At 75.8% G+C, this 26,688-nt stretch carries 24 protein-coding genes; 16 read left to right on the top strand and 8 right to left on the bottom strand.

The window, feature by feature from the left end:
* Window positions 1-185: 185 nt before the first annotated feature.
* Window positions 186-1,082, bottom strand: a complete 897-nt coding sequence (locus DTL70_RS08195; protein WP_114021198.1) for a LysR family transcriptional regulator — start codon at window positions 1,080-1,082, stop codon at window positions 186-188.
* Between the two features lie 91 nt (window positions 1,083-1,173).
* Between DTL70_RS08195 and DTL70_RS08190 the strand changes: the two genes are divergently transcribed.
* On the top strand, window positions 1,174-2,037 hold the full coding sequence (locus DTL70_RS08190; protein WP_114021197.1) for a PhzF family phenazine biosynthesis isomerase: 864 nt from the start codon (window positions 1,174-1,176) through the stop codon (window positions 2,035-2,037).
* Between the two features lie 103 nt (window positions 2,038-2,140).
* On the opposite strand, the gene DTL70_RS08185 is transcribed toward DTL70_RS08190, so the two are convergent.
* The 4 genes from DTL70_RS08185 to DTL70_RS08170 all read right to left on the bottom strand — a co-directional run bounded on the left by DTL70_RS08185 (window position 2,141) and on the right by DTL70_RS08170 (window position 6,026).
* Entirely contained in the window at window positions 2,141-3,022 is an 882-nt protein-coding gene (locus DTL70_RS08185) for a glycosyltransferase family 2 protein (protein ID WP_245979128.1), read from the bottom strand.
* A 146-nt stretch (window positions 3,023-3,168) separates the two neighbouring features.
* Window positions 3,169-4,104, bottom strand: a complete 936-nt coding sequence (locus DTL70_RS08180; RefSeq protein WP_245979125.1) for a glycosyltransferase family 2 protein — start codon at window positions 4,102-4,104, stop codon at window positions 3,169-3,171.
* A gap of 153 nt (window positions 4,105-4,257) precedes the next feature.
* Window positions 4,258-4,449: a DUF2795 domain-containing protein gene (locus tag DTL70_RS08175; protein WP_114021194.1), complete on the bottom strand. Its 192-nt coding sequence runs from the start codon at window positions 4,447-4,449 to the stop codon at window positions 4,258-4,260.
* A 281-nt stretch (window positions 4,450-4,730) separates the two neighbouring features.
* Complete coding sequence (locus tag DTL70_RS08170) at window positions 4,731-6,026, bottom strand: MFS transporter (protein WP_245979123.1); 1,296 nt, start codon at window positions 6,024-6,026, stop codon at window positions 4,731-4,733.
* A 733-nt stretch (window positions 6,027-6,759) separates the two neighbouring features.
* On the opposite strand from DTL70_RS08170, the gene DTL70_RS08165 reads away from it, so the two are divergent.
* From DTL70_RS08165 to DTL70_RS08110, 12 genes are all read left to right on the top strand, one after another.
* Window positions 6,760-7,758, top strand: a complete 999-nt coding sequence (locus DTL70_RS08165; protein WP_114021192.1) for an NAD-dependent epimerase/dehydratase family protein — start codon at window positions 6,760-6,762, stop codon at window positions 7,756-7,758.
* Between the two features lie 107 nt (window positions 7,759-7,865).
* Window positions 7,866-9,623: a carbamoyltransferase family protein gene (locus DTL70_RS08160; protein WP_114021191.1), complete on the top strand. Its 1,758-nt coding sequence runs from the start codon at window positions 7,866-7,868 to the stop codon at window positions 9,621-9,623.
* Window positions 9,620-10,654, top strand: coding sequence for a glycosyltransferase family 2 protein (locus tag DTL70_RS08155; RefSeq protein WP_114021190.1), 1,035 nt, complete (start codon window positions 9,620-9,622; stop codon window positions 10,652-10,654). Before DTL70_RS08160 ends, DTL70_RS08155 begins: the two co-directional genes overlap by 4 nt.
* The gene (locus tag DTL70_RS08150; protein WP_245979121.1) at window positions 10,651-11,472 is read left to right on the top strand and encodes a D-glycero-alpha-D-manno-heptose-1,7-bisphosphate 7-phosphatase; all 822 of its coding nucleotides are present in this window, start codon (window positions 10,651-10,653) and stop codon (window positions 11,470-11,472) included. The genes DTL70_RS08155 and DTL70_RS08150 overlap by 4 nt, the downstream gene beginning before the upstream one ends.
* Window positions 11,469-12,668, top strand: coding sequence for a glycosyltransferase family 9 protein (locus DTL70_RS08145; RefSeq protein WP_114021189.1), 1,200 nt, complete (start codon window positions 11,469-11,471; stop codon window positions 12,666-12,668). The genes DTL70_RS08150 and DTL70_RS08145 overlap by 4 nt, the downstream gene beginning before the upstream one ends.
* Window positions 12,665-13,630, top strand: a complete 966-nt coding sequence (locus tag DTL70_RS08140; RefSeq protein WP_114021188.1) for a glycosyltransferase — start codon at window positions 12,665-12,667, stop codon at window positions 13,628-13,630. The genes DTL70_RS08145 and DTL70_RS08140 overlap by 4 nt, the downstream gene beginning before the upstream one ends.
* Window positions 13,630-14,892: a glycosyltransferase gene (locus DTL70_RS08135; RefSeq protein WP_114021187.1), complete on the top strand. Its 1,263-nt coding sequence runs from the start codon at window positions 13,630-13,632 to the stop codon at window positions 14,890-14,892. Before DTL70_RS08140 ends, DTL70_RS08135 begins: the two co-directional genes overlap by 1 nt.
* A 214-nt stretch (window positions 14,893-15,106) precedes the next feature.
* Window positions 15,107-15,787 (top strand): D-sedoheptulose-7-phosphate isomerase, encoded by a 681-nt coding sequence (locus DTL70_RS08130; RefSeq protein ID WP_114021186.1) that lies wholly within the window; start codon window positions 15,107-15,109, stop codon window positions 15,785-15,787.
* A gap of 61 nt (window positions 15,788-15,848) precedes the next feature.
* The gene (rfaE2, locus tag DTL70_RS08125; protein WP_245979120.1) at window positions 15,849-17,495 is read left to right on the top strand and encodes a D-glycero-beta-D-manno-heptose 1-phosphate adenylyltransferase; all 1,647 of its coding nucleotides are present in this window, start codon (window positions 15,849-15,851) and stop codon (window positions 17,493-17,495) included.
* Complete coding sequence (locus DTL70_RS08120) at window positions 17,492-18,742, top strand: glycosyltransferase family 9 protein (protein ID WP_114021185.1); 1,251 nt, start codon at window positions 17,492-17,494, stop codon at window positions 18,740-18,742. Before rfaE2 ends, DTL70_RS08120 begins: the two co-directional genes overlap by 4 nt.
* A complete protein-coding gene (locus tag DTL70_RS08115) occupies window positions 18,739-19,632 on the top strand; it encodes a polysaccharide pyruvyl transferase family protein (RefSeq protein ID WP_114021184.1) in 894 nt (297 codons plus the stop codon). The genes DTL70_RS08120 and DTL70_RS08115 overlap by 4 nt, the downstream gene beginning before the upstream one ends.
* A 192-nt stretch (window positions 19,633-19,824) precedes the next feature.
* A complete protein-coding gene (locus DTL70_RS08110) occupies window positions 19,825-20,382 on the top strand; it encodes a type 1 glutamine amidotransferase domain-containing protein (RefSeq protein ID WP_114021183.1) in 558 nt (185 codons plus the stop codon).
* 90 nt (window positions 20,383-20,472) lie between these two features.
* Here DTL70_RS08110 and DTL70_RS08105 read toward each other — a convergent pair whose 3' ends face one another.
* The 3 genes from DTL70_RS08105 to DTL70_RS08095 all read right to left on the bottom strand — a co-directional run bounded on the left by DTL70_RS08105 (window position 20,473) and on the right by DTL70_RS08095 (window position 24,298).
* On the bottom strand, window positions 20,473-20,721 hold the full coding sequence (locus DTL70_RS08105; protein WP_114021182.1) for a hypothetical protein: 249 nt from the start codon (window positions 20,719-20,721) through the stop codon (window positions 20,473-20,475).
* Window positions 20,722-20,762: 41 nt separating this feature from the next.
* Complete coding sequence (locus DTL70_RS08100; protein ID WP_114021181.1) at window positions 20,763-23,384, bottom strand: ATP-binding protein; 2,622 nt, start codon at window positions 23,382-23,384, stop codon at window positions 20,763-20,765.
* A 182-nt stretch (window positions 23,385-23,566) separates the two neighbouring features.
* Window positions 23,567-24,298, bottom strand: a complete 732-nt coding sequence (locus tag DTL70_RS08095) for a Crp/Fnr family transcriptional regulator (RefSeq protein WP_220183595.1) — start codon at window positions 24,296-24,298, stop codon at window positions 23,567-23,569.
* Window positions 24,299-24,529: 231 nt separating this feature from the next.
* Here DTL70_RS08095 and DTL70_RS08090 point away from each other — a divergent pair, with 231 nt between their 5' ends.
* The 3 genes from DTL70_RS08090 (at window position 24,530) to DTL70_RS08080 (ending at window position 26,263) form a co-directional block, all read left to right on the top strand.
* Window positions 24,530-25,303 (top strand): hypothetical protein, encoded by a 774-nt coding sequence (locus tag DTL70_RS08090; RefSeq protein ID WP_114021180.1) that lies wholly within the window; start codon window positions 24,530-24,532, stop codon window positions 25,301-25,303.
* Between the two features lie 10 nt (window positions 25,304-25,313).
* Complete coding sequence (locus DTL70_RS08085) at window positions 25,314-25,724, top strand: hypothetical protein (RefSeq protein ID WP_114021179.1); 411 nt, start codon at window positions 25,314-25,316, stop codon at window positions 25,722-25,724.
* A 197-nt stretch (window positions 25,725-25,921) separates the two neighbouring features.
* Window positions 25,922-26,263, top strand: a complete 342-nt coding sequence (locus DTL70_RS08080; protein ID WP_114021178.1) for a hypothetical protein — start codon at window positions 25,922-25,924, stop codon at window positions 26,261-26,263.
* The last annotated feature ends 425 nt before the right edge of the window (window positions 26,264-26,688 follow it).

Here is a 26,688-nt window from a genome sequence, read left to right as displayed (position 1 = left end):
CTACGACCGCCCGCGGCCGAAGACGCACGGTGATGTCCGTCACGTCGGACGCCGGTCTGATGGACACCGGCCTGACGGACACCGGTCTGACGGACGTCAGTCTGACCAACCGGCGTGTCGCCGGCTTCTGCCGAACCCGGCCCCGGCCCGGTCCGGCCCGGCCCATGGTGCGCGGAAGACGCGGCCTACCGTGCCGTGCGGAAGTGGCGCACCACCTGAGCCGCGACGGCGCGGGCCGCTCGGGAGGGGTGGCGGCGGCGGTGGCGCGCCAGGTGGACGGAGATGTCGGGAAGGGCGGGGCCGTGCACCACCGCGAGGCGGCCCTCGTGCAGTGAGCGTGTCACGTTGGCGCGGGGGAGCACGGTCAGGCCCAGTCCGGCGGCGACGCAGGAGCGAGCGGCTTCGATGCTGCCGAAACGGGTGATCCGGGGGCGGCGGGTGCCGGCGACCGTCCGCAGGCGCTGAGCGAGCCAGTCGCTGTAGGAACAGCCCTGCTCGTGGAGGAAGAAGCTCTCCTGTACCAGCTCCTGCCACGTCGCCGGCTCTCTCAGGCCGGCGAGGGGATGCTCGGGCGCGCACAGCAGCACCAGCGGCTGGTCCGCGACGCGTTCGGCCGTGACGTCGGGGAAGTCGGCCTGCTCCTCGAGTAGCAGGGCGCAGTCGAGGTGGCCCGCCCGCAGCCCCGTCACGGCGCCAGCCGTGGCGCACGGCTGCAGGTGGACGTCCACGTCCGGGTGACGGCTGCGCAGCGTGCTGATCACGGCGGGCAGATGGGCCGCGCACAGGGTCTCGGCCGCGCCCACCACCACCGTCCCCGCGACCGGACCGTCCTCGTGGGCGGCGGCGAGCAGCCGCACCTCGGCCTCCCTCACCTCTTCGGCCAGGGTGAGCAGCCGCCGGCCGGCCTCGGTGAGCAGCGCGCCGCGGGGGAGCCGGTCGAAGAGCCGGGTCCCCAGTTCCTTCTCCAGCGCCTTGATCTGAGCGGTGACCGTGGACTGCGCGAGCCGCAACTCGGTTGCCGCTCCCGTGAAGCTGCCCGTCCTGGCGAGCGCGCCGAAGGTCTCCAGCAGTCGGGTCTCCATGGCCGGATGCTAGCAAGCCATCACGAACACCGATTGAGGCGATCGATTATCATCGTTGGCTTCAATACCGCCGAAGCGGGAGCATGGGCGCATGCCTCACGCCACCGATGTCACCGTTCTGCGCTACGCGGCCTTCACCTCCCACCCCGACGGAGGGAACCCGGCCGGCGTCGTCCTCGACGCGGCCTCACTGGACGACCGGCAGATGTCGGCCCTCGCCGCCGAAGTCGGATACTCCGAGACCGCGTTCGTCACCTCCGGCGACGCGCGGCGCCGCCGCTTCACGCTCCGCTACTTCAGCCCGCTCGCCGAGGTCGCCTTCTGCGGGCACGCCACCGTCGCCACAGCGGTGGCTCTGGCCGAGCGCACCGGCCCCGGCGACCTGACCTTCGACACCCCGGCAGGCGAGATCCACGTGGAGACCGCGGCCGACGCCGACGGAGCCGTACGGGCGGCGCTCACCAGCGTCCCCACCCGCTCCGCCCCGGCTTCGGCCGCCCAGGTGGACGCCACGCTGTCCGCGCTGGGCTGGCAGAGAAGCGACCTCGACCCCGCGCTACCGCCGCATGTCGCCTTCGCCGGTAACGAGCATCTGGTGCTCGGCGTCGGCACCCGCGCCCGACTCGCCGCCCTCGACTACGACTTCGACGCCCTCGCCGAGGTGATGCGGGAGCACGGCTGGACGACCGTGCACGCGGTCTGGCGCGAGAGCGACAGCCACTTCCACGCGCGTGACCCGTTCCCCGTCGGCGGAGTCGTCGAGGACCCGGCCACCGGGGCGGCGGCCGCCGCGTTCGGGGGCTACCTGCGCACGCTCGGCGCCGGCCCCACGGCCGGCCCGGTCACCGTCCGCCAGGGCGAGGACATGGGGCGCCCCAGCGACCTGACCGTCGAGTCGCTCCCCGGCGGCACCCAGGTCCGCGTCAGCGGCCACGCCGTGCCTCTCACCCACTGAACCCCGGGCCCCGCCTCCGGGGCCTGTCGGCACCGCCTCGCCCACGGCAGGACGGGCGGACGCCGCCGACGTCAGCCCACGGCGGGGGCGGTCGCCGCCGGGCTCAGCCCACGTACTGGCGTGCCGTCGACTCCCGTTGGGCGCGCTCCAGGGTGGCCAGGCGGCGTTCGATGTGGGCGGGGACGGGGCGGCGCTCGGCGACGACCCAGCCGAGACCGGCCAGGGCGCGGGCGAAGGCGCGGGCGCTGGCCGCGTCGCGGGGCACCGAGCGGGCCAGGTACCAGGTGCGGCGCAGTGCGGCGGGAAGCGGGCGGCGCAGCCAGGTGTACCAGAGGGTGTTGCGCAGCCCGTCCACGCGGCGGCCCGTGGCGTCGCGGGCCCTGGAGGGGGCGTGGTGGATGGTCACTTCCTCGGCGAACGCCAGCCACCAGCCGCGGACGGCCAGGTCGGTGGCCAGCAGTTCCTCCTCGCCGCCCAGCCACAGCCGGGGGTCGAAGCCGCCCGCCTCGCGGAACGCGGTGACCCGCAGGCAGGTCGCGGCCGCGAGGAAGGAGCCCAGCGCGGGGCCGGGCAGCCACGCGGGGCCGCGTACCGGTGAGGTGCGCAGCTCCTCCACGACAGGGTCCTCGGTGCCTTCGGGTTCGACGACGATGCGTGCCACGACGCCCGCGAGCCCGGGGTGGGCGTCCAGATGCCCGGCCGCCGCAGACAGCGATCCCGGCGCCCACCACGAGTCGTCGTCGCAGAACGCGACGTAGGGGGTGGTCACGTGGCGTACGGCCAGGTTGCGGCCCACGGCTCCGGTGTTTCTGCCCGGCTGCAACAGCCTCACCTGCGGATGTGCGGCCCGTACGGCGTCGGCGGTGCCGTCGCGGGAGGCGTTGTCCACGACGATGACCTCGGGCCGCTCGGGGAGGTCGGCCAGCAGGTCCAGCGTGCGGAGGAGCTCGCTGCGCCGGTCCCGGGTGATGACGACGACCGTCACCCGCCGGTCCGGCCCCCACCGATCCGGTGCCCCAGGGTCCGGCCTCCGCGCTGCGGGGTCCTCCGGCGCCGGGCCCCGCAGCGCCGGATCCCGGCCGGGCGGCCCGCCGGGGCCGCCTGGGCTTGGGGGCGCGCCGTCGGCCGGTGTCATGCTCCCGCTCCCTCCGGGGACGGGGCGGCGCCCGGCGCGCGGGTCTCCGCCGCCTGGTGCGCCGCCTCGACGCGGCGCGCGGCCTCCTCCACGGCCCGCGGGAGAGGGCGGCGCAGCCGCAGAGCGGCCGGGAGGCGCGGCAGCAGGGCGCGGGCGACGCGGCGCGCCTGGGCGTCGTGCACGGCCTCGCCGCACAGCGCCGCCGTGCGGCGGAACGCCACGGGGAGCGGCCGGCGCATCCAGGCGATCAGGAGTTCGTTGCGGCGGACCAGGGCCTGCCGGCCGGGTCGGGGTGCGTCGGCGGGAGAGTGCCGGGCGACCACGTCGGGGCAGTGGAGGACCTCCCAGCCCGCCGCCGCCAGGTCGTAGGCGAGCAGGGTCTCCTCGGCGCCGAAGAACAGCAGCGGGTGGTAGCCGCCCACGTCGAGGTAGGCCTGTCTGCGGACGACGGCGGCGCAGCCGAGGAAGCCGAGTACTCTGCGGCTGCGCGGGGCCGACCCCTCCCCCAGCGGGGAGGCGGCCAGCACGGTGTTGAGCGGGTCGGGGGCGCCCTCGGGGCCGACGGTGATACCGGCCGCCAGCAGCCCCGTGGCGGGGCGGGCGGCGAGCAGGTCGACCGCCGCGGCCAGGGCGCCCGGCTCCCACCAGGAGTCGTCGTCGCTGAACGCCACGTAGGGGGTGTGCAGGGCGCGGACGCCCTCGTTGCGGGCCAGCGCTCCCCGGTTGACGGTCAGCCGCAGCACCTCCACCCCGGGGAAGGACCGCGCGACCATGTCCGCCGTCCCGTCCGCCGAGGCGTTGTCCACCACCAGGATGCGGGGGGTCTCGGGGAGGGCCCGCAGCCGCTCCAGGGTGTGGGCGAGCGTCGCGCGCCGGTCCCTCGTCGCGATGACGACACCGAGTTGTCCGCGCAGGTCGCGCGGACAGCTCACGTCCGGCTGGTCCTCACTCCCGTGCCCGTACGAGTGCCCCTGGGCGTGTCCGCCCCCGTGGGCGGGGCCGGAGAGGCCGCCGGGCCCTTCCGGGGGGCGTGGGCCGTCCGGAGGGCCGGGCGTGCTGCGCGGAGTGGCTGCCATGGTGTCGCGTCAGCCGCGGAACATCTCCTTCTCGACCTGGTCGGGCCCCTCGATGCGGTCGGTCTTCATGTGGGAGATCCTGTCGACGACGTTGTCGCTCGCCTTGTTCTTCTTGGCGAGGTCCGTGAGGGTCTGCCGGTCGGTCGGGTAGGAGGCGCCCTTGAGGGCCCGCTGAACCTCGATGGGGTTCACGTCGCTCATCGTTCCTCCACGGGTGTGCCGTACGGGCGCGGGTACGCCGTACGGGGGTGTCGGATGTCCCTTATGCCCTTTCCTGCTCACCCCATGGTGGGAGCCACCCGTGTGGCCCGCAACACAGGACGCCCCTGGAGGCGGGCACAAAGGCACGGGGCCCGCGCCCTGCCGCTCGGGCAGGGCGCGGGCCCCTGGGAGCGTCCCCTGGCTCCCGGTTCTCGGGCCGCGGCCGGGCTCTTGGGCCCCACGGCCGCGGCGGAGCGGTCTGAGGCTGCCGCAGGGCCGCCTCAGGCCGTGGCGGGCTCCGTCTCGGCCACCGTGGCGGCCGGCGCCGCAGCGGTACCGGAGGAGGCACGCCGCCGCGGGCGCGGCAGCCGCACGGGCCGCTGCTGGAGGAGCTGGGCCGCGCCGGTGACGGCGACGATGGCCAGCCCGCCCGCGATCAGTCCGCCGCGTGCGCCCGCGAACTCCATCAGGGCGCCCAGCAGCGGCGGGCCGACCAGGCCCCATCCTGTGGAGGCGCTGCGCCACACGCCGAGCACGCGGCCGCGCATGTGGGCGGGCGGCTCGGTCTGCAGCACGGTCGTCCCGGCGGTGTCCGAGATGGACTCGACCACCGCCATGGGGGCCACCAGCAGGATCAGGAAGGCCAGCGACGGGGAGAAGCCCGCCACCACCTGGAGCAGCGCCCCGGCCGCCGCGAGGGTGGCCACGTGGCGCACGGCGGGCTTGCGCAGGCAGCCCGCGAGCACGGCGCCGGCCATGCCTCCGACGGCCAGCACGGTCGAGACGGTGCTGAAGGCGCCGGCACCGGCGGCCAGCGGCCCGGTCACCAGGACGGCCAGCGTCAGCTGGTAGTTGCGGCCGAAGATGGCGGAGATGCCGGTGATGGCGGCCAGCGCGACCAGCCTGGGGTTGCGCGCGAAGTAGACCAGGCCCTCGCGGGTGTCGCCGCCGAGCCCGGCGCGCCGCCCCGCGGGCTTCGCGGCGGCTGGGGCGGGCCGCTCGTGCGCGGTCTGGGGTTCGCGCTCCTCCTTGGGCACCAGCTTCAGGAACGGGATGACGGCGGCCACCGCCAGGAACGAGACGCCGTTGACCAGGTAGGCCGAGGCCATGCCGAACCAGGCGACGGCGGCACCGGCCGCAGCCGTGCCGATCAGCCGCCCGGCGCTGTGCACCACGGAGCCGAGCGCGATGGCCGACGGCACGTCCTTGCGCTTGACCAGGTCGTTGCCCAGCAGGGAGCAGGCGGGGTTGTCGACCGTGGCGATGGATCCGGTGACGGCGGCGAGCACCATCAGCAGCGGCACGGTGAGCATGCCGGTGGCGACGAAGGCGGCGGTGGCGAAGCCGACCAGACCCAGCAGGGCCTGGCTGACCGAGGCGGTCAGCTTGCGCGGCCAGGAGTCGACGAGGCTGCCGCCGACCAGGCTGAGCAGCAGCCCGGGTGCGGCCTGCACGGCCAGGGACAGCCCCGTGGTGGCGGCGGACCCGGTGAGCTGCAGGACGAGCAGGTTCTGCACCGTCAGCTGCATCCACGTGCCGACGTTGGAGACGAGGTTGGCCGCGGACCACCAGCGCATGCTGGGGTACCGCAGCGAGCGCCAGGGGTTGCGTTCGGAACGGTCGGAGCCGCCGGAGCTGTCCGAGCCGCCGGAGCTGTCGGAGCTGTCCGAGGTGTTGGCGGCCCGGTTCTTGCGGAGCCCGAGGGCCCGCGTGGGCAGGCGGTCACGGAACCGTGCGCCGGGGCGGCGCCGGTCCGCGGGGGGCTGACTTACCGCGGGACTTTCGGCAGTCCTGTCGACAGTGCTGTCGGCAGGACTGTCGGCAGTCGAGTGAAAAGGCATGAGGAATGCACGCAGGAAGGCAGGGGACGGGAGGAAAGTGAGGCCGCGGGAACGGGCGGGGAGCAGGTGGAAAAGGGCTTTCGCGGTGCTCTCGCCCTGGGCCCTCAGCCATATTCACAGACGGCTCGCGCCGACCCGGTCGCCGTTGCCCTGACCGGCGCACCGGCGCTCTCCTCCCGCCCGGGATGACCAGCGGGAAAAGGATCCGGGTTGCCTTGCTCACAGGCCGGGGATCCGCACCTGCTCCCTTACTCCGCGTCCGCGCCCGACCCCGCTGCACAGCGCTCGTTCACGCAGCGCAGCGCCACGGTGAGCAGCGCTCGCCAGCCTCTCGGTTGCGACGCGGTGCGGGTCGCCGCAGGCTTGTGAGGGCGAGCACACCGGTGCTCGGCACGGCGGTTTCCGCGCGGTTCCTGACGGTGTCGCGCACGCTCTTCGGGACAACTGAGCGAAAGCCTCAGGAGTGCTCATGGACAAGCCCACCGGCTCCATACCCGGTTTCCGGGGATTCCGGCACGCCGTCGTCACGGGCGGCGCCGGATTCGTCGGCTCGCATTTGTGCACCGCGCTACTCGAAGGCGGATGCGAGGTCACGTGTGTCGACGATTTCTGCACCGGCAGGCGGGAGAATGTGGCGCATGTGACGGGCCGCCCGGGATTCCATCTCGTCGAGGCCGACATCTGCCACCCGTTCGACGCCGAGGTGGCGGGCGCAGGCGCCGCCCGTGCCCCCGATCTGGTGCTGAACTTCGCCTCGCCCGCGTCCCCGGCCGACTATCTGCGCATGCCCCTGCACACCCTGGAGACGGGCAGCTCCGGCACCCGCAACGCGCTGGCGCTGGCCCGGCGCCACGGTGCGCGTTTCCTGCACGCCTCCACCTCGGAGGCCTACGGCGATCCGCAGGAACATCCGCAGAGCGAACGCTACTGGGGCCACGTCAATCCGGTGGGGCCGCGCAGCGTGTACGACGAGGCCAAGCGGTTCGGTGAGGCACTGACGGCGGCCGAGGCCCGTGCCCGCGGCGCCGACGTGGGCATCGTCCGCCTCTTCAACACCTACGGGCCGCGGATGCGCGGCTACGACGGCCGCGCCGTCCCCACCTTCGTGCGGCAGGCGCTGGCGGGCGAGGAGCTGACGGTGACCGGGGACGGGCGCCAGACGCGGTCGCTGGCGTACGTCGACGACACCGTGCGCGGCGTCCTGGCGATGGCGGGATCCGAGCTGCCCGGGCCCGTCAACATCGGCAACCCGGACGAGATCACCATGCAGGAACTGGCCCGGCTCGTCATCGAGCTGGCCGGCTCCGCCTCGGGGCTGCGCTTCATCGAGCGGCCCAGCGACGACCCGGCGGTGCGCTGTCCCGACATCACCCTGGCCCGCGGCAAGCTCCAGTGGGAGCCGACGGTGACGGCCAGGGACGGACTGCGGCGCACCATCGACTGGTTCCGGCAGCACGCCGCCGGATGACGCCGCCCCTCCGCGTCCCTCAAGCCGCACCCCCTCCCCGCGTCACCCTCCCCCACCGCCCCCCCCTTCTCCAGTCGGCGCCCGTCCGGCGAAAGGCGGACCAGACCATGCGCGTTCTCGGAATCAACGCTCTCTTCCACGACCCGGCGGCGGCGCTCGTCATCGACGGGCACACCGTGGCCGCGGCGGAGGAGGAGCGGTTCTCCCGCCGCAAGCACGGCAAACGCCCGGTGCCGTTCGCCGCCTGGGAGCTCCCCCAGCAGGCGGCCGCCTGGTGCCTGGCCGAGGCGGGGCTGCGGCCGCAGGACCTCGACGCGGTGGCCTACTCCTTCGACCCGGACCTGGCCAAGCCCGCAGCCGACATGGGTCTTGACGACCCGTGGGACCCGCTGCGCCTCACCTACGCGCGCGAGGCCCCCTCCTTCCTGCGCGAGGCGCTGCCGGGTCTGGAGCCGGAGAAGGTGCACTTCGTGGCGCACCACCTGGCGCACGCGGCCTCCTCGGCGTTCGCCGCGCCGGACGCGGACCGCTCCTCCGTACTGGTGGTGGACGGGCGCGGCGAGTCGACGTCCCATCTGGCGGGGCGCCGCCGGGGCGGTGTCGTCGAGCCGCTGCGCGGCCAGCAGCTGCCGCACTCGCTGGGTCTGGTCTACGAGGAACTGACCACGCACCTGGGGTTCCTGCGCTCCTCGGACGAGTACAAGGTGATGGCGCTGGCCTCCTACGGGAAGCCGCGCATGGCCGCCGAGCTGAGCCGGTACGTGCACTCCACCGGGGACGGCGGGTTCGTGGCCGAACAGGTGCCCTGGGAGAGCTTCGCCCCGCCTGCCAGGCCGGGGCAGGACTTCACCCAGGAGCACGCCGATCTGGCGGCAAGCGCCCAGCGGTGTCTGGAGGACACGCTGCTGGACATGGTGCGCTGGCTGCACGGCCGGACCCACGACGAACTGCTGACCATGGCGGGCGGCGTCGCGCTCAACTGCGTGGCCAACTCGCGGATCGCCGCCGAGGGCCCGTTCTCGCAGGTGTGGGTGCAGCCGGCGGCGGGGGACGCGGGGACCGCGCTGGGCGGGGCGCTGGCCCTGGCCGCCCAGGGCGGTGACGCCACCGCGCCGATGGCCGGGGCCGACCTGGGGCGGCGCTGGGAGGACAGCGCGCTGCGCGAGTGGCTGACGGTGGCGGGGGTGCCGTTCGAGGAGCCCGACGACGTGGCCGAGACGGTGGCCCGCGCGCTGGCCGACGACGGGATCGTCGCCTGGTTCCAGGGCCGCAGCGAGTACGGGCCGCGCGCACTGGGGCACCGCTCGCTGCTGGCGCACCCGGGCAGGGCCGCCAACCTGGAGCGGCTCAACGACGTCAAGGGCCGCGAACAGTTCCGCCCCGTGGCCCCCATGGTCCTGCGGGAGCGGGCGCCGGAGATCTTCGACGGGGTGCTGCCCAGCCCGTACATGCTGTTCGTCCACGAGGTGCGGACCGCCTGGCTGGACCGTATCCCGGCGGTCGTGCACACCGACGGCACGGCCCGTATCCAGACCGTCAGCAGCGAGAGGGAGCCGCTGGTGGCGCGGATACTGACCGCGTTCGAGCGGCTGACGGGGCTGCCCGTCGTCGTCAACACCAGCCTCAACACGGCGGGCCGTCCCATGGTGGACGATCCGCGCGACGCGCTGGAGTGCTTCGGCTCCTCCCCCGTCGACCTCCTCGCCATCGGCCCGTACGTGGTGCGCAGAGCCGACTTCTTCCACCGCGCGGCCGACGCGCCGTCCCACGCCGCCGGCTCGCCGCCCAGGGAGGCCGAGGCACCGCCCCCGGAGGCCGAGGGCCCGCCCCGGGAGACCGGCGTCCTCCACGGGGAGGCGGCGTGAGCCGCGCGGGCGGCGGACGCCGGGCGCCCGCGTTCGCGGTCGTCATCCCGACCCTGGGCAGGCCGTCGCTGAACCGCACGCTCCAGGCGCTGGCCGAGGCCGGACCGCCGCTGCCCCGCCGGATCGTGCTCGTCGACGACCGCCCGGCCCAGCAGTGCGACCCGCTGCCCGTCGAGGTGCCCGCGGACCTGGCCGAGCTGGTCACGGTGGTGCCCGGAGCGGCCGCCGGGCCCGCCGCCGCGCGGAACGTGGGCTGGCGCGCCGCCGAGGAGGAGTGGATCGCCTTCCTCGACGACGACGTCGTCCCCGGTGAGCGCTGGACGGCACGGCTGGCCGCCGACCTGGCGGCGGCGGAGGCCTCCCCCCTCCGCACGGCGGGCACCCAGGGGCGCATCACCGTCCCGCTGCCCGCGGACCGGCCGCCCACGGACTGGGAACGCAACACCGCCGGGCTGGCCACCGCGCAGTGGATCACCGCCGACATGGCCTACCGGCGCGACGCGCTGGAGGCGGTCGGCGGGTTCGACGAACGCTTCCGCCGCGCGTTCCGCGAGGACGCCGACCTCGCCCTGCGGCTGGACGCGGCGGGCTGGTCGCTGGCGGAGGGCGAACGGCACACCGTCCACCCGGTGCGCGCCGCCGACCGCTGGGTGTCGGTGCGGGCGCAGCGCGGCAACGCGGACGACGTGCTGATGAACCGGCTGCACGGTCCCGGATGGTGGCGGCGGGCCGGCGCGGCGCGCGGCCGGCTGCCCCGGCACCTGGTCACCACGGCGGCGGCAGGGGCGGCCCTCGGCGGGCTGGCCGCCGGAAGGCCCCGCGTCGCGGCGGCGCTGGGCGGGCTGTGGCTGCTGGGCACCGCGGAGCTGCTGACCGCCCGGCTGCGCCCGGGCCCCCGCACCCGCGACGAGGGCGTCACCATGGCCCTCAGCAGCCTGCTGATCCCGCCGGTGGCCACCTTCCACTGGGCCCGCGCCCAGCTCCAGTCCCGGCCCGCCCGGTGGTGCGACGGCACGGGGGTGTGGCCGTGAGCATCCGCACCGCGGGCAGGCCGCCGCACGGCACGGCGCGCGCCGGCGTGGTGCTCCGCACCGCGGCCGCCACCTGGTACCAGGACGGGCCTGACGCGCCGCTGCTGCGGATCCCCACCGGCAGCGCGCCGGCGCCCGTCAGCGCGCCGGGGGCCGGCGCCCCGCCCGATGCCGCGCCCGAAGGCGCGCCCGCGGCCGTGCTCTTCGACCGGGACGGCACCCTCATCGAGGACGTGCCGCACAACACCGACCCCGCCCGGGTACGGGCCCGGCCCCACGCGGCGGAGGCCATGCGGCTGCTGGAGGCCGCGGGGACACGCGCCGCCGTGGTGACCAACCAGCCCGACATCGGGCGCGGCCTGCTCACCCTGGCCCAGCTCGAAGCGCTGCACGCGCGCATGGCGGAACTGCTGGGACCCATCGAGGTCACGGCCGTGTGCCCGCACATACCCGGCGCGGGATGCGGCTGCCGCAAGCCGGCGCCGGGACTGGTGCACGCGGTCTGCCGGGTACTGGGCCTGCCCCCGGGCCGCACGGTCGTCGTCGGCGACATCGGCACCGACCTGCTGGCGGCCCACCACGCGGGCGCGCCCGGTCTGCTCGTCCCCAACGAGGCCACGCGGCCCGAGGAGACCGACGCGGCCCCGCACACCGCGGGCCACCTGGCCTCGGCGGTCCGCACCCTGCTCGGCCCCGCACACGGGGCCGCCTCCTCCCCCGCGAACGAAGCGCCGGGCCGCCGCCCCGAGCGCGGCACGGGCGCGCGCCCGGGCGGCGCACGCGCCCACCCCCGCTCCCGCCCCGGAGGCCTCGGATGACGCACCCGGAACGCACGCCCCGCCACCCCGCACCCGGCGACGCCGCGCCTCGCGGCGCGGACCGCCCCCACACGCTCGTGGTGCGGCTCGACAGCGTCGGCGACGTCCTGCTGGCGGGGCCCGCCGTGCGGATGGCGGCCGCCGGGTCGCGACGCGTCACGCTGCTGGCGGGACCGCTGGGGCAGACGGCGGCACGGCTGCTGCCCGGGGTCGACGAGGTCGTCACGTTCGACGCCCCGTGGGTGGGGCGCGACCCGGCGGCGGTGGACGGGCAGGCCGCCGACGCGCTCGTCGCCGCCCTGGCCGCCCGGCGTTTCGACCGCGCGCTGATCCTCACCTCCTACCACCAGAGCCCGCTGCCGGCCGCGCTGCTGCTGAAGCTGGCCGGGGTGGAGTGGGTGGCCGCCGACAGCGAGGACTATCCCGGCTCGCTGCTCCAGCTGCGGCACCGCAGGGGGCGCGGGCGGCACGAGGCGCGGGCCGCGATGGACCTGGCGGCCGCCGCCGGGTTCGCCCTCCCGCCCGGCGACCACGGCGGACTGGACATCCAGCCCCCGCCCGACACCAGCCCGCTGACCGGCACCGACCCCTACGTCGTCGTCCATCCCGGCGCCACCGCGCCCGCCCGCGCCTGGAGCGAACGGCGGGCGGCGCGCGCGGTGGCGGCGCTGGCCGGGGCCGGGCACCGGGTGGTGGTCACGGGCGGCGCCTCGGAGAAGGAACTGACGGCCGCCGTCGCCGGGGAGCACGCCCTCGACCTGGGTGGCCGCACCGGGTTGCACGAGCTGGCCGGCGTGCTGGCCGGCGCCCGCGCGGTGGTCGTCGGCAACACGGGCCCCTCCCATCTGGCGGCGGCGGTGGGCACTCCGGTCGTGTGCCTGTTCGCGCCCGTCGTCCCGGCCGGACGGTGGGCGCCCTTCGGGGTGCCGCACGTGCTGTTGGGCGACCCGGACGCGCCGTGCGCCGGCACCCGCGCGGTGGCCTGCCCCGTGTCGGGCCACCCCTGCCTGGACGGGATCGAGGACGCGGAGGTGCTGGCCGCGCTCGACCGGCTGCCGCCCGCCGCCCGTTCGCGCAGCGCCCGTACGCCACGCACCAACCGTGCGGACAGCACCACCCCAGCGCACAGCACCGCCGGTGCGGCGCGCGGCGCGGCCCGCGCGACTGTGACGACGAACCGAAAGGCCGGGGCATGAACATCCTGATCTGGCACGTGCACGGCTCCTGGACGACGGCGTTCGTGCAAGGACCGCACACCTACCTGGTGCCGGTGCTGCCCGACCGCGGCCTGGACGGGCTGGGCCGCGCCGAGACGTTCGCCTGGCCCGACTCCGTACGCGAGGTGACCCCGCAGGAGCTCGCCGAGGCGGACGTGGACGCCGTCGTGCTGCAACGCCCCCACGAGGAGGAGCTGGCCGCCCGCTGGCTGGGCGGGCGCCGCCCGGGACGCGACATCCCCGCCGTCTACCTGGAGCACAACGCGCCCGACGGGAACGTGCCGGACACCCGCCACCCGTACGCGGACAGGCCAGGGCTGACGCTGGTGCACGTCACCCACTTCAACCGGCTCTTCTGGGACAACGGCTCGACACCCACCACCGTCATCGAACACGGCATCGTCGACCCGGGACACCGGTGGACCGGCGAGCTGGAGCGGGCCGCCGTCGTCGTCAACGACCCCGTGCGGCGCGGCCGCCACGTGGGCACCGACCTGCTGCCCGCGCTCAGCGAGGCCGCGCCGCTGGACGTGTTCGGCATGCGCACCGAAGGCCTCCCCGCACACCTGGGTCTCGGCCCCGAGCGGTGCCGCGCCGAGGACCTGCCGCAGGAGCGGCTGCACACCGAGCTGGCGCGGCGGCGCTGCTACCTGCACCCGGTGCGCTGGACGTCGCTGGGCCTGTCCCTGCTGGAGGCCATGCACCTGGGCATGCCGGTGGTCGCGCTGGCCACCACCGAAGCCGTCGAGGCGGTGCCCGAGGGCGCCGGGGTGCTCTCCACCAGGACCGAGGTGCTGGCCGACGCGGCCCGCCGCTATCTGCACGAGCCCCAGGCGGCCGCCGAGGACGGGGCCCGTGCGCGGCGCGCCGCACTGGGCCGCTACGGGCTCAAACCGTTCCTGCACAGCTGGGAGCGGCTTCTCGAGGAGGTGACCCGCTGATGACGGGCGGAAAGAAGGAGCAGGCGCCGCTGCGGATCGCGCTGGTCTCCGAGCACGCCAGTCCGCTGGCCGCCCTGGGCGGGGCCGACGCGGGCGGCCAGAACGTCCACGTGGCGCGGCTCGCCGAGACGCTGGCCGCCCGCGGGCACCGGGTGACCGTCTACACCCGGCGGGACTCCCCCGACCTGCCCGAGCGGCTGCCGCTGCGCCACGGTGTCGACGTCCACCACGTGCCCGCCGGGCCGCCCGAACCCGTAACGAAGGACGAACTGCTGCCCCACATGGGCATGTTCGGCGCGTTCCTGTCCGCCCAGTGGGCCGCCGAGCGGCCCCACCTGGTCCACTCGCACTTCTGGATGTCGGGCCTGGCCACCCTCCAGGCCGCGCAGGAGCGGGCGCTGCCGTTCGCGCACACCTACCACGCGCTGGGCACCGTCAAGAGGCGGCACCAGAAGGAGGCCGACACCAGTCCGGGGGAGCGCATCCCCTGCGAGACGGCGGTCGGCACCGCCTGCGACCGGATCATCGCGACCTGCCGCGACGAGGTCGAGGAACTGGCCGCGATGGGCGTGGGCGCCGACCGGGTCTCGGTGGTGCCCTGCGGAGTCGACCCGGACGTGTTCACGCCCACGGGGCCGCTGTGGCCGCGCCCGGCGCGGCGTCCGCTGCTGGTCCAGGTGGGGCGTCTTGTGCCGCGCAAGGGCGCGGCCGTCTCCATCGCCGCGCTCGCCCGCGTACCCGGCGCCGAGCTCCTCGTCGCGGGCGGTCCCGGCGGCCCCGCGCTGGACCGGGACCCGGAGGCGCGGCGGCTGCGCGCGCTGGCGCGGGAGCTGGGCGTCGCCGACCGGGTGCACCTGACGGGCGGGCTGGGCCGCGAGGAGGTGCCGCGGCTGATGCGGGCCGCCGACGCGGTGCTGTGCCCCGCCGACTACGAGCCGTTCGGCATCGTCCCGCTGGAGGCCATGAGCTGCGGCACGCCCGTGGTGGCCACCGAGGTCGGCGGCCAGCGCGACACCGTCGCGCACCGCGGCACGGGGCTTCTCGTGCCGCCGCAGGACCCCGCCGCGCTGGCGAGGGCCGTACGGACACTGCTGGCGATGCCCGCGCGAGGCCGGGCCTACGGTGCCTCAGGGCGGCGCCGGGTGCTCTCCCGCTACAGCTGGGAGCGGGTGGTGAGCCAGACCGAGGAGGTCTACCGGGACGTGCTCGCGGCCCGCTCCGCGCCCGCCGCCGAACCGGCCACGGTCACGGCCGCCCCGTGACGGCCCTCCCCCGAGGGCCGTCCCCGCGACGCCTCCCCTGAGGGCCGTCCCCGCGACGCCTCCCCCGAGGGCCGTCCCCGCGGCGTCTCCTCTGAGGGCCGTCCGCGGCGTCCGGCGGTCCCGTCCGCCCCGCCTCTGGCGCCGGCCCCCTGTCGTCTCACGTCACACGAAGGAGGGAGGCCGCGGCCCCATCATCCGGCCCGCGGCCACCACCATGCTCCCCATCGACCCCGCACACACCCACTGCCAGGCGCTCGAACAGGCCGTCGCCGCCTTCCGGCGGACCCACGCCGCCCACGTGAGCGCGTGGGGCGAGGAACTGGCCGAGGTACTGCGCGACGGCGGGCGGCTGCTGGCCGCGGGCAACGGCGGCAGCGCCGCCCAGGCACAGCACCTGACCGCCGAGCTCCTCGGCCGCTACCAGGGCGAGCGTCCCCCCTATTCGGCGATCGCCCTGCACGCCGACACCTCCGCCGTCACGGCCATCGGCAACGACTACGGCTTCGCCGAGCTGTACGCCCGCCAGGTCGCGGCCCACGGGCGCCGCGGCGACGTGCTGATGCTGCTGTCCACCTCGGGACGGAGCGAGAACCTGCTCACCGCGGCGGCCGCCGGACGCCGCGCCGGACTGCGGGTGTGGGCACTGACCGGGCCGCGACCCAACCCGCTGGCCACGGCCGCCGACGACGCGCTGTGCGTGACCGCGGCCACCACCGCGACCGTGCAGGAGGTGCACCTGGTCGCCGTGCACCTGCTGTGCGCGGCGTTCGACGCGGCCGGTCCGTCGGCCGCCGGCCTGCTCGCCGCGACGGCCCCGCCGCCGGCCGTGGACGGCCAGGTGAGGCTGCCGGCGGCGGAGCACACGTCTGCGCCCGAGATGTCGCCCGAGAGGTGACCCGAGGGGCGCGCCGCCGCCCGGGCCACCTGCTCAAGCCCCGCCCCCGAAGGAGGCGTGCATGCCGCGCAACCGCCCGCTCGTCGTCGTCGGCGACACCCTGCTGGACACCGACGTCGAGGGCCAGGCCAGCCGGCTGGCGCCGGACGCGCCCGCTCCGGTACTGGACGTGTCCGAGGAGCACAGCAGGCCCGGCGGCGCCGGGCTCGCCGCCGTCCTCGCCACCGCCTTCCCCGGTCCGGACGCCGACCGCCCCCGGGTCGTCCTGGTCACCGCGCTGGGCCAAAGCCGCTCCGACCAGCTCGTCCGCGACCTGCTCGCCCCGCACGTCGAGGTGCTGGAGTTGCCCCTGCGCGGCAGCGTCCCCGTCAAGACCCGGCTGTGCGCCGAGGGCCGTCCGCTGCTGCGGGTCGACCGGGGCGGCGGCACCGTGGGGCCCGTCACCGACGAGGTGCGGGCCGCGCTCGCCGGAGCGCACACCGTGCTCGTCGCCGACTACGGGCGCGGGGTCGCCGCCCGGCTGCGCGCCGAACTCGCCGTACTGGCCGGACACACCCAGGTCGTGTGGGACCCGCATCCGCGCGGCGAACCCCCCGTTCCCGGCACCCGCCTGGTCACCCCCAACGCCGCCGAGGCCTCAGCGCTGTGCGCCGGCCCGCACCCCGACGCGGACGGCGAAGGGCTGCACGGGCACGGGCGGCGCGGCGCCGCCCTCGCCACCGCGTGGCGCAGCGCGGCCGTGACCGTGACGCTGGGGCGGCGCGGCGCCGTACTGGCCAGGCCGGGAGACGAGGCCCCCCTCTACTTCCCGCCGCTCCAGGAAGCCGACGGCGACCCGTGCGGCGCCGGCGACTGCTTCGCCGCGACAGCGGCCCGCGCCCTGTCCGAGGGCGCTCTGCCCGAGGAGGCCACTCACGAGGCGGTACGGCAGTCCGGCGCTTTCGTGGCCGCGGGGGGTGTGCGCAACGCCCGGCTGTGGGGCGGCGTGCCCGGCAGCGCCCCGTCGGCGTCCGCCGCGCCGCCGCCGGTGCGCGCCGCCGACCGCTCGCTGGCGGACGCCCGTGCCCTGGCCGCGTCCGTGCGGGCACGCGGCGGCACCGTCGTCGCCACCGGCGGCTGCTTCGACCTGCTGCACGCCGGGCACGTCGGCATGTTGCAAAACGCCCGCCGCACCGGGGACTGCCTCATCGTCTGCCTCAACTCGGACGTGTCCGTGCGCCGGTTGAAGGGCGAGGGCCGCCCCCTCACCCCCGAGGCCGACCGGATCTCCGTGCTGGCGGGGCTCGACTGCGTCGACGCGGTCGCCGTCTTCGACGAGCACACCCCCGAACTGCTGCTGCGCGACCTGCGGCCGCACGTGTGGGTCAAGGGCGGCGACTACGGCACCGAACGCCTCCCCGAAGCCGCCACGTTGGAGGAGTGGGGCGGCCGTGTTCTCCTCCTGCCGTACCTGGACGGCCGCTCCACCACCGCACTCGCCCGCCGCGCAGGACGCTCGGCAGGGACGGCAGGGACGGGCGGGACGGGCAGAACGGCAGGGGCGGGCAGGGTGAACGGAGCGGCCGGGGCGGGCGGTTCAGGTGGGGCGAGTGGTTCAGGTGGGGCGAGTGGCACGGCCGGGGTCGCCAATCCGGGTGGCGATGCGGCGGGTTCGGACGGGCGGGACGGGCCCGGCGGGCCCGGCGGGCGGTCCGGGGTGGAGTCGTGAGCGGGAGCGGCCCCGGCGCGCGGGGGCGGCGGCCCGGCGGCGGCCCGGCCCGCGGCGAGGAGGGCGAGGGGCGGCCCGTCGCGCTCCGTACGGGTGCCGGGACCCGGGCCGGGACGCCCAGGACGCTGGTACTGCGGGCGCTGGGACTGGGCGACCTGCTGACCGCCATACCGGCGCTGCGGGCGCTGCGGCGGGCCCACCCCGCACACGAACTGGTCCTGGCCGCACCGGCGTGGCTGGCCCCGGCGGCCCGCGCCGCCCAGGTCGCCGACGTGCTGCTGCCCGCGGGCGGCACGGCCCGCGAGGTCCCCGCCGCGCTCGGCTGGCCGTGGCCGCCACCCCGGCTGGCCGTCGACCTGCACGGCAACGGAACGCCCAGCCGCGACGCGCTCGCGGCGAGCGCACCGGCACGCCTGCTCGCCTACGCGGAGAGCTCGGCACCCGCCTGGCGGGAGAACGAGCACGAACGGCTGCGCTGGTGCCGCCTGCTGCGGTGGTACGGCATCCCCGCCGACCCCGGCGACCTGCTGCTCGGCGGCCCCGAGGTGCCCTCGCCCGCACCGGGCGCCGTGGTTGTGCACCCGGGAGCCGACGCGGGCGCCCGGCGGTGGCCGGCCGAACGGTTCGCCCAGGTCGCGCGGGGACTGCGGGCGCGCGGCGACGAGGTCGTCCTCACGCACGGCCCCGGCGAACTCGCCCTGGCGCACGAGGTGGCCGCGCGCGCCGGACTCCCGGCGCGCGCGGTGCCGGGCGGCGCCTCGGGCCTCCCCTTCGAGCTGCTGGCCGCGCTGGTGGCCAGGGCCCGCGCCGTGGTGGTCGGCGACACGGGCGTCGCTCACCTCGCCTCCGCTCTCGCCGCCCCGTCCGTCGTCCTGTTCGGCCCCGTCTCCCCCGCGCTGTGGGGCCCGCCGCCGCACCCACGGCACCAATCGCTGTGGCGCCCCTCCCCCGGCGAGGGGCCGCGCCCCGGCGACCCGCACGGCGCCCGCCCCGACCCCCGCCTGCTGCGGCTGCACCCGGCCGACGTGCTCGACGCCTGCGCGCGCCTGGAGGACCCGGCCCCGCGGCCACCCGGCGAGGCATGCCCGCCCGGCAGGGACCCGGGGGAGGCGAGCACCGGTACGACGGGCACGCGCGGCGCGCGGGAAGGCGGCGGGTCCGGTGACGTCGCCGCGCGCGACGCGGCGGAGGGAACGGTGCCCGCCGGCGCCGCGCCCACCGCGGGCCGGGAGGGCGGAGCACCGTGAGTTTCCGACGGGCGCTGCTGACGGGGTGGTTCAGCTTCGAGGACGGAGAGGCGACCGCCGGGGACGTGCTGGCGCTGCGCCGCGTCGAGGGCGTGGCGCGGGAGGCGGGGCTGGCCTACGACGTGGCGTGGAGCCCGGCGTTCCGGCCCGGCGAGCTGTCGCTGGCCACGGTCCGCCCCGAACGCTACGACCTGCTGGTCTTCGCCTGCGGGCCGCTGCACGGCCCGCAGGTCGCCGCCCTGCACGAGGAGTTCGCACACTGCCGCCGCATCGCCGTGGGCGTCTCCGTCATCGACCCCGGGTCACGTGCGGTGCGCGGTTTCGGGGAGGTGATCGCCAGGGACGGGCCGCCGCCCACCGACCCGAGGCCCGACCTGTCGGCGGGCACCCGGCCTCCCCGGGAGCCGCCCTGCGTGGTGGCCACCGTGCTGACCTCGGGACAGCACGAGTACGCGGGGCAGCGCCGCCACGAGGAGACCGTGCGGCGCCTCACCGCGTGGCTGGGGGCGCACGACTGCGCGCGGCTGCCGCTGGAGACGCGGCTGGACACCCGCGACTGGCGGCTGTGCGCCACCCCCGAGCAGGTGGACGCCCTCCTGGCCAGGACCGACCTGGTGGTGACCAACCGCCTGCACGGGCTGGTGCTCGCGCTGCGCGTGGGCGTGCCCGTCATCGCCGTCGACCCCGTGGCGGGCGGCGCGAAGGTCAGCGCCCAGGCGCGGGCGCTCGACTGGCCCGCCGTGATCCCCGCCGAGCGGCTTGACGGGGAGACCTTGCAGCACTGGTGGGACTGGGCCCGCGCCGAGGGCCGCGCCCGGGCCGCCGCCCACGCCGCGGCGCCACCCCCCGACACCCTGGCGGGGCTGCTGCACCGCGCCCTCGGCGGCTGACTCACGGTGACGCGGGCCGCCTCTCGGTGACAGATGCGGGCTCACGGTGACGCGGGACCGACTCACGGTGACGCGGTCCCACCGCTCGGCATTTCGTCCCGTTTGACACTTTTGGGCGGCCGGATGGGAGCCTGTTGTGGTGAGCGGACGCCGGACACGGAGCCGGCACCGACAGCGGAGGGACACCGCACCATGACCGAGGAACTGCACGGCAAGAAGGTCGCCATTCTCGCCACCGACGGGGTCGAACGCGTCGAGCTGGAGGAGCCGCGCGGCGCGCTGCACGGCGCCGGCGCGGAGACGGAGCTGGTCTCCCTCCACACCGGTCAGATCAACGCGCGCCAGATGGACATCGACCCGGCGGGCACCTTCCCCGTGGACAAGCAGGTGGCCGACGCCGCCGTACGGGACTACGACGCCCTGCTGCTGCCGGGCGGCACCATGAACCCGGACCAGCTGCGCACCGACCCCGACGCGGTGCGCTTCGCGCGGGAGTTCATGGAGGCCGGCAAGCCCGTGGCCACCATCTGCCACGGCCCCTGGACCCTGGCGGAGGCGGGCACACTCAGCGGGCGGCACCTCACCTCGTGGCCGAGCATCCGCACCGACCTGCGCAACGCGGGCGCCGAGGTCGTCGACGAGGAGGTCGTCGTGGACGGCCGGCTCATCTCCAGCCGCGGCCCGCACGACCTGCCCGCCTTCTGCAACGCCGTCGTACGGGAGTTCACCGGCGCGCTCCAGCCCGCCTGAGGCCCACCCCGCGGGCAGGCAGCGGAGGTCGTCCGCTCCGGCGCGCCGCCCGGCGAGGTGGAGGGACCGACCGGGCCTGGCCTGCACCGGCTAGGCCCCCTCGGTCCCTTCGGCCTGGTGGATGTGCAACTCGCCGTTCATGACGGTGTAGACGCTGGCGTTGTCGCTCGCCGTGTTGGTCTGGGTGTCCGGGGTGTTCCCGGGCTCGTCCCCGGCCCCCGACGCGCCGCCGGCCGGGGCGTGTCGGATCTCGAGACGGTTGTCGTGACCGGCCACGACGGGGCCGGAGGCGTCACCGCCGACCCTGACCGAGTAGCTGTTGTCCGGTGCGGGTGCCATGGGGTCTCCTTGTCGTCGCAGGCGGAAGAAGGCGGCCGGTGTCACCGCACGCGGGTGATCGTTCGCGTTCCACAGGTGTAGCACTGCATGCTCTGGGAGGACCCCGGACGCAGCTGTTCCGTGTACTGGCCGGTGTCGCTGTCGTCCCCACCGGCGAGGGTGATGGTCGCACTCAGGTCCAGTCGGCCGCACGAGCCGTTGACCTTCGCGGACACCGACGGATTTCCGCGATAGGTGCCGTTGCCGCCTCTGAACTCCGCGGTGGTGAAACCACCGGTGCAGGCAGCGAACTTCATGGTGTAGACGCCAGGCGCCTTTTCGGAGAGCGAGAAGACCTCCCCCCGACTGTCTCGCCACGTCCCGGCGAGCCCGGTGGGGGTGGGGGTCGGGGTCGGTTCCGGAACCGGTTCCCGCGTGAACGTCGGCTCCGGCGGCTCGGTGGTCTCCTCGCGCGGTGCCGGGTCCGGCGCGTCGCGCGTAGGCAGGTCCAGCCTCGGCGTCGGAGTGTCCCGGAGCGGTGTGGGGGTCTCCAGCGTCGCCAGGTCCTTCCGCCCCTGCGACTCCTGGTGCTTCTCGTAGGCGATCCCGCCGATGGCGACGGCGGCGACGACGGCGATCGTGGTCAGCACCGCCGTGCCCACGGAAGCGCCGCCCGTGGCGGCGGCCCCCGTCGCGGCCGAGGAGCCCGCGTGGGTGGCGCCCGCTGTGCCGCCGGCTCCTCCCGCGCCGGACGGTACCTGCGCCGTCGTGGCGCTGGACACGTCCGGCGCGGGGCCTGGACCGGCCGGGCCCTGGGCGAACTCCCCCGTGTGAGCCGCCGGGTGGTCGGTCAAGCCGGGATCGACCGTGGAGCCGCCGTCAGGTGCGGCGTCCGGGGTGGCATGGGGATCGGGGCCGGCGTCGGGAGTCGCGGTGGTGTCGGGGGTCGCGGTGGTGTCGGGGGTCGTGCCGCTGTCCGCGGGGGCGCCCTGTCCGGTCTGCCCCGCGGTTCCGTCACCGTACGACCCCGGATCGCCGGACGAGCCGGGGTCACCGTGCTGGGGCGCGTCACCGGTCGAACCGGTGACGTCGGAGGAAGACGGGTCGGCGTTCGGGGCGCTGCCGCCGTTCGGGGCCGTCGCGGCGCCTCCGTCGGGTGCCACCGAGGGCGGGGCGGGCGCGTACTGCCCCGCGCCCGCCGCGGCGTCGGCGCCGACATGGTCACCGATTTGGCGCCAGAGCACCACGGCCTCGGACAGCAGGATCCCGGCCACGACACGCCGCCCGGTGACGAGGCTCCGCACGCCGCTCTCGTGGGTGAAGTAGGCGACCGCACGGGTGTCGCCCGTGCGCTGGGCCGCTTCCAGGCCGATTTCGAGCATCCGTCCCCACGCGTCGGTCCGCAGCGCGCGGGCCAGAGCGGGGGCTGCGGCGCGTGCGAGGTCGACGGTGAGGTCGGGGCGTCCGGCGTGCTCGGCCAGTTCGGCGGCCGCCTCCAGGGCGCGCGCGTGGTCGGCGACGTCGGCGGGCGGGGTGGACGGCTGCGCGGCCCACCGCGCGAGATGGAGGCACAGGGGTTCGACGGGGAACGGTTCCGGGCGGCGTTCCCGCACGGCCTCCACGACGTCGGCGGCGCACCGGTGCCCGACCCCCGTGACCGTGGCGAGGCCGAGGTCCACGAGGCGTCCGCACACGGCGGAGGCGTCGGGCACCTCGGTCAGTGCGCTGATGTGCGCGGCGGCGAGTTCGGCGCCGGCCAGGGTCGCCAGGAGGTGCAGCACGTTCGCGGTGTCGCGGTCCAACTGGTCGAGGAGCAGCGGCAGCAGCTCCGCGCTCGCGCCGGGCCGTGGCAGCAGCACGCCGCCGGAGCCGTCCCGCCGGGCGAGGGCCGCCGCGCGCAGAAGCAGCAGGGGCACTCCCTCCGCCGCCTGCCACAGCTCGGCGGCGGCCTGCGCTTCCTCGGGCCGGGGGCGGCCGAGTTCGCGGGCCAGCAGTTCCAGGCCCGCTGCCCGGTCCAGCCCCTTGATCTCCAGCGCCGTGCCCGCGCCGAGCAGTACCCGCTCGCGGCTGGTGAGGACGAACGTGGCGTCGGGCGCCGCGTCCATGAGTTCCTGTAACTGCTCGGTGGTCAGATCGACGTCGTCGAGGTAGACCGTCACCTCCACACCGGCCATCAGGCGGCGCAGTTCGGTGCCGGAGGGGGCGTATCCGTCGGTGTCGTAGCAGGCCTCGAAGAGGTCCTGGGCCAGGTCCCTGGGTTCCCTGTGGGTGGCGGACAGGAGCAGCACGCCGTCGGGGCCGGGCGACAGGTTGCGCGCGGCGTGGCGGAGCAGGGTGCTCTTGCCGACGCCGGGAGGCCCCCACAGCAGCACCGGGCCGCCGGAGCCGACGGCGTCGGCCAGGGCCGCCAGTTCCGCGTTCCGGCCCAGCGGGGTCTGTCGCCGCCCGGGCAGCAGGCTGACACGGTCCCGGCGGACGGGCCGGGGCCGCTGCCCCGCCATCAGCAAGGTGACGGCGGACCCGTGCTGGGCGTCCACCACCACGTTGTGGTGTCCCGCGATCACCGGCCCGCTCGCGGCACCGCCGATGTCCACCCGGTACCCGGCCGCCTGGCCCGGTTCCCGCGCGCCGCCCTGTCCGGAGCCGGTGGTCGCCGCGTCGTTGTGGTCTTCCGGCTGTTCCATGCCTCACCACCGCCTTCCCGGGCCGCGCGTCCACACGGCCCGTGTCCTCGCCCCTCGGTCTCCGTGCCCCTCGGTCTCCGTGCCCCTCGGTCTCCGTGCGCCTCGGTCTCCGTGCGCCACACTAGGAACGGTCCGGTGCGGCGATCCCGTCACACGACGGTTTCTGCTCGATTCCTCCACCGTCACGGGGCGGCGAACGCCACGCCGCGCAGCAGGGCGAGATCCTCCACCGTGATGGACCGGTACCCCGTGGAGATCACGCCCGTCTCGCGGAGCCTGCGCAGCGCCTTGTGCACGGTGGGTTCCGCCGCACCGGACAACGTGGCCAGCTCCGGCTGGGTGAGGGGCCAGCGGATGACCGCCCCGGCGCCCAGCGGCTCCCCGTACGTCATCGCGATCTGGTGCAGTACCCGGGCCAGCCGGGTACCGGCGTCGCATCCGGCGAAGTCGACGCGGTGCCTGTTGGCGGCGCGCAGCTTGGTCACGATGGAGGCGTTGACGGCGTGCGCGATCCGCGGCTCCCTGCGCAGGCAGTCGAGGAAGTCGCCACGGGTGACGAGCCTGGCGGCCACGGCCCCGCACGTGGTTACCGTCGCCGAGCGCGGGCCGCCGTCCACGGCGGCGAACTCGCCGACCAGGTCGCCGCCCATGCGCACCGCGAGCAGCGCGTCCCGCCCGTCATGGGTACGCGCGGTCACCTTCACCACGCCGCCGAGCAGGACGAGGACGAAACCGGTCGGCTCCGCCTCGCGGATGAGGACACGGCCGGCCTCGTACCTGGTGTGCACACCCAGGGCGAGCAACTGGTCGCGCGCGGCACCGCCGAGACCGCCCAGCAGACTCGGCGCGGGCCAGCCGGGGCCGGCCCGGGACCGTCCACCGCGGGCGTTCCGACAGGCGCCTGCGTCCCCCACACGTCCCCCCTGGCTCGCTGCTTCCCGCACCAGTGTGCGCCGCGCGACGCGCCGCGGGTGGGGTCTTCACCGACAACCGGCCCCGCGAATTTCGGCCGAATCCCGTACGACTACGGGATCCGGGCGCCACCGAGCGGGCATCGTGGCGCTCGGCGGACACGGGCACGCCAGGAGTCACCTCCGCCACCGTGCCGCCGCTGCCGTGGTGCCGCCGCCGTCATGGAGGAGCGCATGGAACCGAGACTGGAACACCGGGCTCTGCTGGCCGTCGACATCGCGCACTCGGCGGCGCGCGGCAACGTGGCGCTGCACCGAATCCGCGACGTACTGCGCGAGTCGCTCCGCGAGGCCCTCGAAGAGAGCGGCATCGACTGGGACGCCTGCCTCAGGGACGACCTGGGCGACGGTTTCCGGATCACCGCGCCGCCCGGCGTCCGCAAGAGGCGGCTGATCCATCCACTGCTGCCCGAACTCGCGGTCCGCCTGCGCGCCCACAACCGCATGGCGGGCCCCCTGACCAGCATCAGGGTCCGTGTCGCGCTGCACGCGGGAGACGTCTGCCTCGGTCGGGACGGCCAGGTCACAGGACGTCCCCTCGAAGTCCTCGCCAGACTGCTCGACGCCCGGCAGGCGCGGGCCGCCCTCGACGCGGCCCCCGACACCGTGACCGCCTCACTCCTGATCTCGCAGCACTTCTACGACGAGACCGTGCGCCACGGCTACCCCGGCATCGAACCCGAGACGTTCGGCAAGGTCACCCTCGCGGAGAAGGAGCACGCCGCGGACGCGTGGCTGCACCTGCCCGGGTACACGGGCCCCCCGCACACACCCGAACCCGACGCCACCACCGCCCCGGCCGACGAGTCCCCGGCCGCTCCGGCCCCGGCCGACGAGGCCCCGGCCGCTCGGGCCCCGGGAAAGATGGTCAACCGGGCGTCGGGCAACGGGGTCGTCTACGCGACACAGCACGGCACGCAGAACATCCACCTCACCCGCGGCCAGTGAAGGAGCGTCCGTGACCCAGGAGTTGGCGGCCCTCGCCGAGACGGGCGCCGCGGCGGTCGTCGCGGCCATGGCGACGGACCTGTGGCAGAACACGAGAGGGGCCGTCCTGCGCCTCTTCCACCGCGACGAGACCCACGACCGCCGGGCCGCGATCGCCACGCAACTCGACCGCAACGCCGCCCTCGTCGACGAGGCCACGGCACCCGACGACGTCCGGCGGACCCTCCTCGGCCTGTGGACCCTGGAACTGACGGCTCTCCTGGAGCGGTCCCCCTCGTGCCGCCAGGACCTGGCCAGCCTGGCCGCCGAGGTCGGCGCCGCCCTCCCCCAGGAACGCCGCACCGTCCTCTTCGCGCAGACCAACGACGCCAGAGACTCCGGCACGATCATCGCCGTCCAACACGGCGACCTCCACGCCTGAGGGCCGGGCTCGCCACCAGGGCATGCCGCCTTCCCGGCCCCCACCCCCGGGGGGGCCTGCACCGCTCCTCAGGTTTGTCCACCTCGTAGGTGCGAGGGCCGCTGTCGGCCCGCTGCGCCCTACTATCGGTGCCGGCGCCCATGCGTGCAGACATTGGTGGCCGGTCGGACGCACCGGCCTGTACACGAGGGGATTTCATGACTGTAAGGAAACTGATCGCCCGCGCGGTCGCGGTCGCGCTGATCGCGGGCGGTGGCGTCGGGGCTGCGGCAGGGACAGCGGCAGCAGTCGATGCGGGCGACCAGACAGCCGCCGGACACTCGACCACCCTGCCGGACGACAACGAGGGCGGCCCGGGCCACGGCGGGTTCGCGCCGGGCGACAACGGCGGCCAACCGGGCAACGGCACGTTCGCGCCGGGCGACAACGGCGGCCAACCGGGCCACGGCGGGTTCGCGCCGGGCGAGAACGGAAGCGGCCCGGGCGGCGGCGTGTTCGCTCCCCGGGTGCTGGGAGATGACGACGGCGCCTGGGGCTAGACGAGACCGCGGACCGGGGGCGCCGGGTGGTGGCGGGTGCGGGCCAGCGTGAGCAGCGTCCACGCACCCAGGTAGACGGTACGAGCAGCGCGGGAGGGTGGCGTTTGGCCAGCCAGATCCGGTTGCGCCCCGGAAGCCGCCCTGCGCTGCTGTCCGAGCGCACGTGTACCGCCCTCACGCACCGCCGGGAGCCCCGTTGGGGGGTGGATTCCGGCGACGGTGCGTGAGGGGTCACTGGGCTGTCGGTGAGGGCGGTGGGGGGCGCGTGTGAGGGCACCCATAGGGGCCACGTCACATACGAAACGGCTTCGGATGTCCATTTTGCCCCCGCTGGGGGTCAAGACAGCGGAGCACCTCGCCGCTCGGCGAATCGGACGAAGCGGGATAGTACGTCACATAGTTGTCGTGGTGGGGAGCCGGTCCGC

The sequence above is a fragment of the Streptomyces diacarni genome, from assembly GCF_003323715.1.
In the GTDB taxonomy this organism is placed as follows: domain Bacteria; phylum Actinomycetota; class Actinomycetes; order Streptomycetales; family Streptomycetaceae; genus Streptomyces; species Streptomyces diacarni.
This window is presented reverse-complemented; position numbering and strand designations above follow the sequence as displayed.